The sequence below is a fragment of the Desulforamulus profundi genome, from assembly GCF_002607855.1.
In genome coordinates this window covers 1-13,042 of record NZ_AWQQ01000149.1, presented here as the reverse complement: position 1 = coordinate 13,042, position 13,042 = coordinate 1, and the positions used below count along the sequence as shown (strand labels likewise).

Below are 13,042 nucleotides of genomic sequence, written 5' to 3'. Positions count from 1 at the left end.
GGTCTCGCGCAGGATATATTTACCGGCAATTACATCGGGTTGAACGCCCTTACCAAAATGATGGCGGGCTACCTGGTGGGTCTGGCGGAGGCCCGTTTTTATAAGGAAAGTGTAATTATTGTTACCCTGGTGACCTTTATGGTGGGGATCGCCAACCAGCTTGCCTATTATATGCTGCTGTTTTACTTGGATATCGAAGTGGCACCTTCCTTTGCCCTGGCCCAGGTGGTTCTTCCATCCGCCATTTACACCGCCCTGCTGGTTCCCCTGACCTATTGGAAATTTTACAGTTCCAACGAAGATGGTTGGCTGCGGGAAAGAGAACCTTAATATTCTGTTTGTTTGGGAGGAGTTTGTTTGGAAAGGAAGATTATCGAGAAAAAGACCCGTGTGCTCCTCTTCATTGTAAGCTTCATCTTTGTGGTTCTGATCAGTCGTTTAGCATATATGCAGCTTTTAGAAACCGAGCGCTTTGAAACCCTGGCCAAACAAAACCACATGCGGCTGAACCCCATTATCGCTCCCAGGGGTGAGATTTACGACCGTAAGGGAGTAAAAATTGTGGGCAACAAGCCGGTTTATACAGTTTCCCTGGTCTACCTGGGGTTAAAGGACACCGACCGGGTGGTCAACAGGGTGGCGGGCATACTGGGTATGGACCCCAAGGAAATTATGAAAAAGCTGGAGGAACAACAGCTCAGGATGTTCCAGCCGGTGCGGCTGGCCACGGATGTTCCGCTGGAAACCATTACCGTCCTGGAAGAACAGCGCCTGGAATTATCCGGGGTGGTGATCGACGTTGAGCCGGTAAGAAATTACCATTTTGGTTCCATGCTGTCCCATGTACTGGGGTATGTGCAGGAAATTAAACAAGAACAATTAAAAAGAAATCAGGATAAAGGCTACCGGCTTGGGGATATGTACGGGCAAGAAGGGCTGGAAAATGCCTTTGAACCCTATTTAAGGGGACAAGACGGGGCCAGGCAGGTGGAAGTGGACGCCCAGGCCCGCCCGGTCAGGGACCTGGGCATTAAGGAGCCCGTTCCCGGCAACAACCTGGTTTTAACCATTGATGCTGAATTGCAAAAGACTGCTGAGGCATCCCTGGAGAGGCAAGTACTGTACATGAGGAAGCTTGGCTATGAATCAAAGGGCGGGGCCACGGTCATGATCGATGTGAGAACCGGGGCCATCCGGGCCATGGCCAGTTATCCTACCTACGAGCCTTCCATTTGGATTAACGGGTTAAGCCAGAAACAATGGGAGGATTTACAAAAAAGCGGTGCTCTGCCGAATCGTGTTTTACAGTTGTACCCCCCTGCGTCCACCTTTAAGATGGTACTTGCCGTAGCAGGGGTAGATACCGGGAAAGTGGACCCCAGTTGGGCGCTCTCTGACCCCGGCTACTATATTTTTGGTAACAGAACGTTTAATGACTGGAAGCCGGGCGGTCATGGCCGGGTAGATATGCGCAAGGCCCTCTCGGAGTCCTGCGATACTTATTTCTGGTATATAGGGCACCGGGTCCTGGGAGTTGATATTATTGGCAAGTATGCCGCATGTTTGGGTTTGGGGAACGGACGGGTATTGAAATTCCCGGTGAACCTGCCGGCAATGTCCCTACGCCGGAATACAAATATAAGCGTAACAAAGCCTATCTGGATGCCGTCTATGAACCTAAATTTAAAGCCGTAGAAGAAAAATACAAGCCTTTGCTGGCCAGTGCCACAGACCCGGAGGAGAGACAAAAACTGGAGAAAGCCAAGCAAAGGGAACTGCGGGCGGTGCAAAACCAGTACGACCAGTACAAATGGGACCTGAATTGGCAGGTTTATGATACCCTAAACATGTCCCTCGGACAGGGGTACAATGAATATACTCCTTTGCAACTCGTTAATTATGTTGCTGCCATTGCCAACGGGGGAACCCGGTGGAAACCTTACCTGGTAGAAAAGGTCACCAGTCCCGATGGAAAGATTCTTAAGGAATTTAAGCCGCAAAAAATCGGCGAGGTTGGCGTTAAGCCGGAGGCTTTAAAGGTTGCCCAGGAGGGTATGAACATGGTGACCAGTATTGGTACAGCCTCCGGAATATTTAGTGGTTTCCCCATCCAGGTGGCCGGGAAAACCGGTACCGGAGAGGTCTTCGGACGCGACAACCATGCCTTGTTTGTAGCCTATGCCCCCTTTAAAAATCCGGAAGTAGCTGTGGCCACAGTGGTGGACTATGGCGGCAAAGGTGGTGTGGCTGCAGGGCCGGTGGCAAGGGATTTGTTTGCTGCTTACTTTAAGGTACAGAATACACAGCAGCAAACCGGCTACAGTCCGGAATAAACGGTATAATGTCTAATTATCTCATAATATAGGGGCGAAACGCCCCTTTTTTTATCCATCTTTAGAAGGATTTGGTACTTTAGCGTAGAATTGAAGTATAGGGTAAGCGGGAGGGAGTTATTTTGACCAAAGAGACACTGTCCAATTCCACAACCAGTCATCCATCCCTTGGTAGTTTTCCGGTGGAATTAGCGGAACTGGTGGATGAGAATACCATTTTAGTGCAAAGAACCCTGCGTTCCGGACAAAGTATTTGTCATGACGGAAACGTAGTGGTACTGGGAGATGTAAACCCCGGTGCGGAAGTGGTGGCCTCCGGCAATATCATTGTCATGGGCTCGCTGCGGGGGGTTGTACATGCCGGCGTCAAAGGAGACACCAATGCCATTATTCTGGCCTTTCGACTCAGGCCGACGCAGCTGAGAATTGGCAATCACATCACCCGACCGCCGGAGGATGAATCATCCGACCCGGATTACCCGGAACTGGCCCGGATAAAAAACGGTGTCGTGACCATAGAAACCTTTAATTCTGTAATTAAGTAACGGATACCGTTCTTTGTTAACAGGTTTCATTCGGTGTAAAACGCTTGTCATAGTAAGGAGGACCTAAAATATGGGTGAAGTCATCGTAGTCACTTCCGGCAAAGGGGGCGTTGGTAAAACCACCACCACTGCCAACCTGGGGACAGGCCTGGCCTCCTACGGGAAAAAGGTGTGTCTGGTGGATGCCGATATCGGGCTGCGTAACCTGGATGTTGTACTGGGGCTGGAAAATCGCATCGTTTTTGACATTGTGGATGTTACCAGCGGTGTTTGCCGCATTCGTCAGGCCTTGATCAAAGATAAACGGTATGAGGGGCTGCATTTGTTACCCGCAGCCCAGACCAAAGACAAGACAGCGGTAAACCCTGATCAAATGAGGGAACTCTGTGAGGATCTGAGAAAGGAATTTGATTTTGTTATCATCGACTGCCGGCCGGCATTGAACAGGGTTTTAAAAACGCCATTGCCGGGGCGGATAGAGCTATTGTGGTTACCACCCCGGAAGTGTCTGCGGTGCGGGATGCCGACCGCATTATCGGACTCTTGGAGGCCGCCGACCTGCGGGAGCCAAAACTGATCATCAACCGGTACCGTCCCAAGATGGTAAACCGTGGCGATATGATGAGCATTGACGATATGAATGAAATCCTGGCCATTGACCTGCTGGGTGTGGTACCGGAGGATGAGCAGGTTGTTGTAACAACCAACAAAGGGGAGACCGTGGTAAGGGATGACAAATCCCAGAGCGGTCAGGCTTATCGCAACATCACCCGTCGTATCCTGGGTGAAAATGTGCCTTTATTGAACCTCGAAGAACAGGACGGTTTGTTTAGTGCCTTAAAGAAAATGATTGGACTGAAGTAGGAAAGGGGGTACCGGAGTGTTAGAATTTCTAAGCAGGGTTTTTGGTCGTGAGACTACAAGCAGCAAGAATGTGGCAAAAGAAAGATTGAGGCTGGTGCTGGTACACGACCGGGCCAATGTATCACCCGAGCTACTTTCTTCCCTTAAGAACGACTTGATTAAAGTGATTTCAAATTACATGGAGATTGACGAACAGGCACTGGAAGTTAGCCTGGACAGCAACGACAATCAGGTTGCTCTTGTGGCCAACATCCCGGTAAAACGAATGAAACGGGCCAAAAACCTGGCCTAAGAAGAGAGATGCAGAGGCATCTCTTTTTGTCTTTGGGGCATTCCTTTAGGGTTCTGTTGCTAGACTGCGGATATGTTTTTGGGGTCCTGTTGCTAGCCTTTTGGGTATTCCTGAGTGGTCCTGTAATTGGTACTAACAACAGGCCCCTTAAGTAATACCCAAAAGTCTAACAACTAGACCCAAAAGGAATACCCCTTAGTCTAAAGACAGCCCCTTTTGTTTCAATCAGAAATATTATATAATCTATAAGTTAAAGGATTTATAGGTGGTGATTGTTTTGGTGGACAAGCGGTTTGTAAAAAACCTTGATTATACATTATTAATTGCCGTTTTCTTAATTATTTGCTTCAGCCTGGTGATTATCAGCAGTGCTACCCTTGTAAGCAGCCCGATGGATTTCCGGCAGCAGCAGGAAATCTGGAACAAAGATACACTGGGGCTGAGCAGTGAAGGTACAAGTGAACCCATTGGAATATCAATTGTTAAATACACCAAATTATTTTTTAGTACGTTTGTAAAAAAACAGATCTTTTTCGTAATCCTCAGTCTAATTATTTTGGGGTTTGTTTTATCCGTTCCCTATGAGGACTTCCGGCGTCACCGTAAAACCATTTATATCCTGAATATACTGCTGCTGCTGGTTGTTTTGTCCCCCCTGGGACACAGTGCCAAGGGTGCCACCCGCTGGATTAATTTAGGACCCTTTCTGCTGCAGCCTTCGGAGTTTGCCAAAATTTTTATCATTATCACCTTTGCGGATTTCTTAACCCGGCGGGAAGGGCATTTAAATACCTTAAAGGACCTGATCCCCTGCTTTATCCATATCGGGGTTCCCATGCTGCTTATTCTCAAGCAGCCGGATTTGGGAACATCCCTGGTTTTCATTGCCATCATGTTCGGTATGCTTTTTGTGGCCGGAGCCAATCCAAAATTGGTGGCAGGGCTTTTTGTGGGCGGTTGGGCTTCCGCCGTTGGCTGGGTTTGGGCACATTTTAAATTTGGGCTTTGGATCCCCCTGAAAGATTATCAATTGGACCGCCTGCTGGTCTTTATCGACCCCTGGAAACAGTGGCACGGCGCCGGCTATCACGTGGTGCAGTCCCAGATTGCCATCGGTTCCGGCGGTTTGGAAGGCAAAGGGATTTATAACGGCAGCCAAAACCAGCTTAACTTTTTACCGGAACAGCACACAGACTTCATCTTCTCGGTGGTCGGCGAGGAGATGGGCTTTATCGGTGTGACCGCATTGCTGCTTCTGTTTTTCATCCTGCTTTACCGTGGCATTCGCATCGCTTCCCAGGCCAGGGATTTATACGGCACGCTGCTGGCCACAGGAGTCGTCGCCATGTTAACCTTCCACATTCTCATTAACGTAGGTATGGTTTCCGGCATTATGCCGGTAACAGGCGTACCACTGCCCCTCTTCAGCTACGGCGGCAGCAGCATGATGACCAACATGATCGCCATTGGAATCTTACTGAATGTCTATATGCGAAGGCAGAAAATTTTGTTCTAAGGGGCATTCCTTTGGGGTCCAGTCTCTCTGACTGGGCTCTTTTTAATTAATGAGAAGTAAACAATACCGTCCTATAACCAAACCCAAAAAGCCGACGGCTGACGGCCGATGGCCGACCCAAAAGAAATGCCCGTAAGCAACCAGGGCTTGTCATATTTGTCCCTCCCGAAAAATATACTGTACTAGTCGTACCGCGGCTTCAAAGAAATACCCTTGGGAGGGATTGAAGGTGAAAATAGGAAGGATAAGCTTTGACCGGTTTAAAAAGAAAAGCAGGGATCCTTTAGGCGGCTATTACAACTGCGGGGTGGATGATTGGAGCAGTATTTATGGTCCCCGCAGCAAGTGGAAGCGCGAAAAACCGCGCAGTAAAAGGTGGAAAACCTTTTATCGCATTGTGGCGGCCCTGGGGATTTTTGCCGTACTGCTGCTGATTAAGGAATCCTCCCATCCCTGGAGCCAGCAGGCCAGGGAGGGGTTAAGGGTGGCCTTAACCACCGAGTGGGATGTTACGCCTGTGTTGGATAAAGCCGTCGCCATAGCCCTGCAAACTGTGAATATGGATTGGCCTATGTTTAATGAACTATCCGGCCCGGTCCTACCTGCCACCACCACACCGGAGCCGGACGCCTGGGCCATCCCTGTTTCCGGGCGGGTGGTACAGGAATTTGGCTGGGTAAAAAGCCCGCTGGATAACCTGGAGAGGTTTAATCCCGGGATCGATATCAGCGCCGCGGTGGGGTCACCGGTGAAAACGGTACAGCCCGGTACAGTCAGCCGCATAGGCCATGATCGTACCTACGGGGAGTTTGTACTCATTGAGCACCGTAAAGGAGAATATGCCCTGTACGCCGGCTTGACCGAGATTTCCGTTACGAAGGGACACCAGGTACAAGCCGGACAGGTGATCGGCAAAGTAGCTGAGCCAACTGAAGGAGACCCGGTCCTGCATTTCGAAGTGCGGGAAAATGATAAACTGGTTGACCCACTTAAGAAAATCGATCTGAAAACGATACCCACAGATGAGCCGGCAGAGCAAAAGAATGATGCCTCCCCAACCAAAGAAGAAGACAGCAAATCGGTAAACTCCGATGAATCAAAAACGGATGCCGGTGAACCTAAAAAGGATCAGGAGCGTTCCAAACCATGAGGGTGGGTCGCCTCTGGGGAATTGACCTGCATTTTAATCTGCTGTTCTTGTTTCTCCTGGGCCTTTACTTTGTGGCCGGCGTTCTGGAAAAGGGACTGATGATCTTTGCCCTGGTATTGTTCCATGAACTGGCCCACACCCTGGCGGCCAGGCTGATAGGAGTCCGGGTCATTGACGTTGAAGTGTTACCCTTTGGGGGTGTGGCCCGCATGGGCGGGGAAATGAGTGTGGAACCAGGCAAAGAGATTGCGGTGGCACTGGCGGGACCGGCCTCAAACCTGCTGTTGATCGGGCTGGCCATGGGATTAAGAAATTATGGCATTTGGTCAGAGGAACTCAGCCCCTTTTTTCTGCAGATCAACCTGATGCTGGCCTTCTTTAACCTTTTGCCCGCCCTTCCTCTGGACGGGGGCAGAATCTTCCGCGCCCTTTTGTCCGTCCATGTGGGGCTATCCGAGGCCACATTAATAGCGGCCAGAATGGGACAGGTTGTGGCGGTGGTGGTGGCCTGCCTTGGCGTTGTGGGAGTGCTCTACGGGTTTGTGGGGCTGGACGTGGTGATTATTGCCCTGTTTGTTCTGTATTCCGCCACTAAGGAGAAAAACCTGGCGCCTTACCTGTTTATCCGGCACCTGGCTCAAAAAAAAGAGGAACTGTCTAAAGCGGGTGTTTTACCGGCGGAGCAGCTGGTGGCCCGGGAAGACGTTCCCCTGAAAGAGGTTGTGCGTTTATTTGTGCCCCAAAAATTTCATCTCATCCTATTGGTAGACAAGCAGATGAAAACCCTGGGCCAAATCAGTGAAGCACAAGTGGTGGATGCCTTGTTTACCCATGGCATGGACTACCCCCTGGGTGCCATTATTAAATCAAACTGAGCGGATCCATATGATTGGGTCCGTTTTTTGGTAGCTCAGAGAGTCTGGAACTTTCTGCATAATACAACCAAGGCCGGCCACTGGCCGAAAAAGCTTGGCGCCAGCTATGTTTTTCCAAGCAGGATTTACTCCACCGGATGTAGAAAAATCAAAAAGGAATATTTTTCCGAACATAATTGGGCAATAATAGAGAATGAGTGTTCTAACGGACGTGCATTAAATGGAGGAAGCAGACCATGAACAAATTGGAGAAAGTCCTTGCCCGGGTTCAAAAACCCAGCCGTTACGCCGGCGGCGAGTGGAATACCGTGAAAAAAGACTGGGACCGGGTAGACGTTACGATGGCCTTTGCCTTTCCAGATGTCTACGAGGTGGGCATGTCCCACCTGGGCCTGCAGATTCTTTACCATGTGGTGAATAAAAGAAAAGACGCGCTGATGGAAAGGGTGTTTGCCCCCTGGACCGACATGGAAGAACAGCTCCGGAAGGAAAAGCTTCTGTTATTCAGTTTGGAATCCCAGCGTCCCCTGGTGGATTTCGATATTTTAGGCGTCACTTTACAGTATGAAATGAGCTTCAGCAACATTTTAAACATGTTGGACTTAGCCGGTCTGCCGGTGCGTTCCGCCCACCGGGACCACACCATGCCCCTGGTGATTGCCGGGGGTCCCTGCGCCTTTAACCCGGAACCTATTGCCGACTTTATCGACCTGTTTGTCATTGGCGAAGGGGAAGAGGTTATCCACGAATTGATTGATGCTTATAAAGAACTGAAACAAAAGGGTGTTGACCGCCAGGAAATGTTATTGCAGTTTGCCAGGACCATTTCGGGCGTCTATGTCCCGTCCCTCTATGAGGTGAACTACCGGGATGACAACACCGTCGCATCGGTAACTTCCGTCAAAGAAGGGGTTCCCGCCAAAATTGGCAAACGAATTGTGCGGGATTTTGATAATGTAGACTTTCCCACCAACCCCATCGTACCTTCTATGGGCGTTGTTCATGACCGGGTGATGGTGGAGGTTTTACGGGGCTGCACCAGGGGATGTCGTTTCTGCCAGGCGGGAGTCTTATACCGTCCTGTCCGGGAGAAAAAACCCGAGACCCTGGTGCGCCAGGTGGAAGAAATGATCGCCAGCACCGGCCATGACGAGATCTCCCTGACCTCATTAAGCACCGCAGATTACACCGGAGTGGCCCCCCTGGTGAAGAACCTGCTGGATATTTACGGGGAACGGGGGGTTAACGTGTCGCTGCCCTCCCTGAGGCTGGATGCCTTTTCCATCGATCTGGCCAAGGAAGTGCAAAAGGTGCGGAAAAGCGGTCTGACCTTTGCACCGGAGGCCGGCACCCAACGGCTGCGGGATGTCATCAATAAGAATGTGACCGAAGAAAACCTGGTGGATGCCGTCACCTCCGCCTTTAAAAACGGCTGGTCAGCGGTGAAACTCTACTTTATGATCGGCCTGCCCACCGAAACTTACGAAGATCTGGACGGCATCGCCGATATGGCCAAAAAAGTGGTGCAAATCGGCCAGGCATGCGGTGTGCCCAGGGGGCGGCTGAAGGTAACAGTGAGTACCTCCTCCTTCGTACCCAAGTCCCACACCGCTTTTCAATGGGAACCCCAAAACACTTTGCAGGAATTAAGGGATAAACAAAAATACCTTAAGGAGAAAATGAGGGACAAACGCATTTCCTACAACTGGCACGACCCGGAGACCAGTTTCCTGGAGGCTGTTTTTGCCAAGGGGGACCGCCGCCTGGGTGCGGTGCTGGAGAGTGCCTGGACCAAAGGGGCCCGTTTTGACGGTTGGTCCGAGCATTTTGACTACGATCTGTGGATGGAAGCCTTTGAGGAAGAAAAGATTGACCCCCGGTGGTATGCCTACCGGAGGATTAGCTACGAAGAAATTTTACCCTGGGATCATATTGAAGCCGGGGTCAGCAAGAAATTTTTAATCAGAGAACACAAAAAGGCTATGGCCAGCCAACCCACGGTGGACTGCCGCAGCGGCAAGTGCCCCGGCTGTGGCCTGTGTCCAACCTTGGAGATTAAACCAAATATTTTGGGAGGTGCGGAGATTGCCCCGATACAGGGTGAAGTTTAGCAAAGACGGCCCGGCCCGCTACAGCTCCCACCTGGATATGGTCCGTTTCTTTGACCGTTCCACCCGGCGGGCCGGCCTGCCGGTGGCCTTTTCCGAGGGCTTTAATCCCCACCCCAAGTTTAGTTTTGCCGCACCGCTGCCCGTCGGGGTTGCGGGGTTGGAAGAATACATGGACATGGAGCTTAAAGAGTACCTGGAGCCAGCTGAGATCGCCCGTCGGCTGGAATCCAATCTGCCGAAGGGTATAAAATATTAGATGTCAAAGAAGTGGTGGACCGTGCTCCTGCCCTAATGTCCAGGATTGCCAGGGCTGCCTACCGGGCGACGGCCACCCTGCCCGCCGGGTATTCGGAGGTAGAACTGAATACAGCCATTGACCACCTGATGGATCAAGAAGAAATTATGATAACCCGAGAAGTAAAAGGGAAAAGAAAAGAAGTCGACATTCGTCCGGGAATTTTTAGGCTGGCAGGTGGAGTAAAAGGGCATATACTAGAAATAAATATGGAACTTTTAATCGGCAGTACAGGAAATGTTCGTCCTGAAGAGGTTTTACTCAGGCTATCCGGGGACGGGGGAGTACCCGTTGACCCGGAGGATTTCCGTATTCGCCGTACCGCCCTGTTTGCCGAGGGTGACACTGGTCCCATCTCCCTTTGGGAGGTTTAGGGGCCAGGGTAGGAGAGGAAGTCAGCTATGTTAAAAGAAATCGTGATTAATGTACAGGAAGAAGAAACGCGGGTTGCGGTCCTGGAAGACAGAGTGCTTATGGAAGTGTACATAGAGCGTTCCCAAAACCAGCGGTTGGTGGGGAACATCTTCAAGGGCAAGGTAGAAAATGTCCTTCCAGGCATGCAGGCAGCCTTTGTGGATATCGGGTTGGAGAAGAATGCCTTTCTTTATGTGGAAGACGCGCAGCCGGCCAGGAATCCGGAAGCAGCCAACCAGCCGGGTCTTAACGTGAATATCGGTGACATTTTAAAGCAGGGTCAGGAGATTATCGTTCAGATCGTCAAGGAGCCCATCGGCACCAAAGGACCCAGGGTTACCACCCATATTACGCTGCCCGGCAGGTATCTGGTTCTAATGCCCACCGTTGACTACATCGGCATTTCCCGGCGCATTGAATCAGAAAAGGAGCGGGAGCGATTAAAGGAACTGGCCGCCCGGGTAAAACCCGAGGGAATGGGTGTCATTGTCCGGACGGTGGCCGAAGGGGTGGATGAGGAAGAATTCCGGCAGGACATTCTGCTGCTCAGCAAACTCTGGCGTAAAATACAGAGCCGGTCCGCCAACAGTTCCGCCCCCAACCTGCTGCACAGGGATTTGGAACTGGTCCAGCGGATGCTGCGGGACATTTTCAGCGAAGATGTGGACCGTCTTACCCTGGATTCCCGCAGTGAATACGAAAAAACCCTGGAAATTTTGGATATGATCGATCCGAAGCTGAAGCTCAAGGTATTCCTGGATGAGCGTGAAAATATTTTTGAAGACTATGGTATTTCTACAGAATTGGAAAAGGCCCTGAAGAGGAAGGTCTGGCTCAAATGCGGGGCCTATCTGGTGATTGACCAGGCCGAAGCCCTGACGGCGGTGGATGTCAACACCGGCAAGTTTGTGGGCAGCACTACGCTGGAGGACACGGTCCTGAGGACCAATCTGGATGCGGCGGTGGAAATTGCCCGGCAGCTCCGCCTGAGAAACATCGGCGGCATCATTATTGTCGATTTCATTGATATGGCGGAAGAAGAACACCGCAACCAGGTGCTGGCTACCCTGGAGGAGGAAATCAAAAAGGACAAAACCAAAACCAATATTCTGGGCATCACCCAACTGGGGCTGGTGGAAATGACCCGCAAAAAGGTGCGCCCATCCCTGGCGGAGGTGGTGCAGAAGCCCTGTCCCTATTGTGAAGGCCGGGGGAAGGTTCTTTCCGAGGAGACGGTCAGCATCCAGCTAAAAACCCAGATTTACCAGCTGGCCCGCCAGACGGTGGCCGATACCATCCTGGTGGAGGCCAACCCCATTGTGGCAGCCAGATTAATCGGGGCCGGCGGGGTAAATTTGAGAGAGTTGGAGCAAAAAACCGGCAAGAACCTTTACATCCGGGGCTCGGCCACTCATCATTTAGAACAGGTCACCATCAAGCCCCTGTCTGACCAGGAAGAAATCTCTTCCCAGACCGTTCCCGTAAAAACCGGCGAAATTATCGAGTTAAAGGTGGAGGAACCGCATATTTCTAACCCCAGCGACGGCATCGCCAGGTTGGATGGCTTTATTATCGACGTTGAGGGCGGCGGGGCGCTGGTCGGCGAACTGGTTTCCGTGGAGATTGTCAAGGTGCACCGCACCTACGCCAAGGCCAGGTTGGTGTAATTGAGAAGTGAGAGGTGAGAAGTTGGAGGTGAGATTTTATTCTTCTCACTTCTAACCTCTGTTCCAGTTTAGCACCCAACACAGGAGAGCAAGGTAATTTTGTTGACAAATATCTCAATTATGATAGAATATCTAAATGTAGGTGTCTTTTTGCCTACCATACCGCTCAGCAGAGGTCTTTAAAACCCGGTGACCCGGTACCTTGATGGCGAGTCCTAAAAGACGGGGAGGTGTAGGTATGTATGCAGTTGTAATTACCGGTGGTAAGCAGTACAAGGTTCAGGAAGGTGACACCCTGTACATTGAAAAGCTGGAGGCCGAAGCAGGCCAGAAGGTTGAGTTAACTGATGTTCTGCTGGTGGAAAAGGACGGTCAGGTGAAGGTTGGCACTCCCAAGGTGGAAGGCGCCAAAGTAATTCTGGACGTAGTGCGCCACGGCAGAGGCAAGAAAATCATCGTATTCAAGTATAAGCCCAAGAAGAATTACCGCCGTAAGAAAGGCCATCGCCAGCCTTTCACCCAGGTGGTTGTTGAAAAAATTGAAGCTTAATTTTATCCGGTCACCAATAGGGAGGTGAGACTTTATGGCTCATAAGAAAGGTGTAGGTAGCTCTCGTAACGGTCGTGACTCACAGGCCAAACGACTTGGGGTAAAAGAAGGCGACGGTAAATTTGTTACCGCCGGCAGCATTCTGGTAAGACAGCGTGGCACTAAAATTTACCCCGGTGTCAATGTTGGTCGCGGTGGCGACGACACTTTGTTTGCCAAAGTTGACGGCATTGTTAAATTTGAGCGTAATGGTCGGGATAAGAAACAAGTAAGCATTGTGGTTCCCGAAGTTGTAGCTCAGTAACTTTGAAAACCAGCCTGCAGTACAGGCTGGTTTTTAATGCCTCCACCGGGAGGAAAATAAATCCAAATCGTCGAATATAAATTATTATTACGGTTTCGAAAGGAAGTATCACCAATGGAAATCAAA

The 13,042-nt window shown here is 50.7% G+C and carries 12 protein-coding genes and 2 pseudogenes; all 14 read left to right on the top strand.

Annotated features, from left to right (window positions below):
• A partial coding sequence (gene mreD / locus P378_RS18310; RefSeq protein WP_099084209.1) for a rod shape-determining protein MreD occupies window positions 1–330 on the top strand: 330 nt, incomplete at its 5' end.
• A 27-nt stretch (window positions 331–357) separates the two neighbouring features.
• Window positions 358–1,695 carry a penicillin-binding transpeptidase domain-containing protein gene (locus P378_RS18305; protein ID WP_238473420.1) on the top strand — a complete coding sequence of 446 codons (1,338 nt, stop codon included), beginning with the start codon at window positions 358–360 and terminating at the stop codon, window positions 1,693–1,695.
• Window positions 1,696–1,847: 152 nt separating this feature from the next.
• The gene (locus P378_RS22590; RefSeq protein ID WP_338013963.1) at window positions 1,848–2,333 is read left to right on the top strand and encodes a penicillin-binding transpeptidase domain-containing protein; all 486 of its coding nucleotides are present in this window, start codon (window positions 1,848–1,850) and stop codon (window positions 2,331–2,333) included.
• 122 nt (window positions 2,334–2,455) lie between these two features.
• Window positions 2,456–2,878 (top strand): septum site-determining protein MinC, encoded by a 423-nt coding sequence (gene minC / locus P378_RS18300; protein ID WP_099084208.1) that lies wholly within the window; start codon window positions 2,456–2,458, stop codon window positions 2,876–2,878.
• Window positions 2,879–2,948: 70 nt separating this feature from the next.
• Window positions 2,949–3,742 (top strand): annotated as a pseudogene (minD, locus tag P378_RS18295) (septum site-determining protein MinD).
• 16 nt (window positions 3,743–3,758) lie between these two features.
• A complete protein-coding gene (gene minE / locus P378_RS18290) occupies window positions 3,759–4,034 on the top strand; it encodes a cell division topological specificity factor MinE (protein WP_099083437.1) in 276 nt (91 codons plus the stop codon).
• A gap of 277 nt (window positions 4,035–4,311) precedes the next feature.
• Window positions 4,312–5,550 carry a rod shape-determining protein RodA gene (gene rodA / locus P378_RS18285; protein ID WP_099084207.1) on the top strand — a complete coding sequence of 413 codons (1,239 nt, stop codon included), beginning with the start codon at window positions 4,312–4,314 and terminating at the stop codon, window positions 5,548–5,550.
• 229 nt (window positions 5,551–5,779) lie between these two features.
• Window positions 5,780–6,700, top strand: a complete 921-nt coding sequence (locus tag P378_RS18280) for a M23 family metallopeptidase (RefSeq protein ID WP_099084206.1) — start codon at window positions 5,780–5,782, stop codon at window positions 6,698–6,700.
• Window positions 6,697–7,575, top strand: coding sequence for a M50 family metallopeptidase (locus P378_RS18275; protein WP_099084205.1), 879 nt, complete (start codon window positions 6,697–6,699; stop codon window positions 7,573–7,575). Before P378_RS18280 ends, P378_RS18275 begins: the two co-directional genes overlap by 4 nt.
• A 236-nt stretch (window positions 7,576–7,811) precedes the next feature.
• Complete coding sequence (locus tag P378_RS18270; RefSeq protein WP_099084204.1) at window positions 7,812–9,686, top strand: TIGR03960 family B12-binding radical SAM protein; 1,875 nt, start codon at window positions 7,812–7,814, stop codon at window positions 9,684–9,686.
• A 37-nt stretch (window positions 9,687–9,723) separates the two neighbouring features.
• Window positions 9,724–10,355, top strand: a pseudogene (locus tag P378_RS24405) (TIGR03936 family radical SAM-associated protein).
• A gap of 27 nt (window positions 10,356–10,382) precedes the next feature.
• Window positions 10,383–12,062, top strand: a complete 1,680-nt coding sequence (locus P378_RS18260) for an Rne/Rng family ribonuclease (RefSeq protein WP_099084203.1) — start codon at window positions 10,383–10,385, stop codon at window positions 12,060–12,062.
• Window positions 12,063–12,300: 238 nt separating this feature from the next.
• Window positions 12,301–12,612, top strand: a complete 312-nt coding sequence (gene rplU, locus P378_RS18255; RefSeq protein ID WP_099083290.1) for a 50S ribosomal protein L21 — start codon at window positions 12,301–12,303, stop codon at window positions 12,610–12,612.
• 34 nt (window positions 12,613–12,646) lie between these two features.
• Window positions 12,647–12,916, top strand: a complete 270-nt coding sequence (gene rpmA / locus P378_RS18250; RefSeq protein WP_099083289.1) for a 50S ribosomal protein L27 — start codon at window positions 12,647–12,649, stop codon at window positions 12,914–12,916.
• Window positions 12,917–13,042: the final 126 nt, after the last annotated feature.

Bases quoted from the DNA above. Each gene is read 5' to 3' on its own strand.
- P378_RS22590 (WP_338013963.1), top strand. From the start codon at position 1,848: ATGTCCCTCGGACAGGGGTACAATGAATATACTCCTTTGCAACTCGTT.
- P378_RS18275 (WP_099084205.1), top strand. From the start codon at position 6,697: ATGAGGGTGGGTCGCCTCTGGGGAATTGACCTGCATTTTAATCTGCTG.
- P378_RS18270 (WP_099084204.1), top strand. From the start codon at position 7,812: ATGAACAAATTGGAGAAAGTCCTTGCCCGGGTTCAAAAACCCAGCCGT.
- P378_RS18260 (WP_099084203.1), top strand. From the start codon at position 10,383: ATGTTAAAAGAAATCGTGATTAATGTACAGGAAGAAGAAACGCGGGTT.
- rplU (WP_099083290.1), top strand. From the start codon at position 12,301: ATGTATGCAGTTGTAATTACCGGTGGTAAGCAGTACAAGGTTCAGGAA.
- rpmA (WP_099083289.1), top strand. From the start codon at position 12,647: ATGGCTCATAAGAAAGGTGTAGGTAGCTCTCGTAACGGTCGTGACTCA.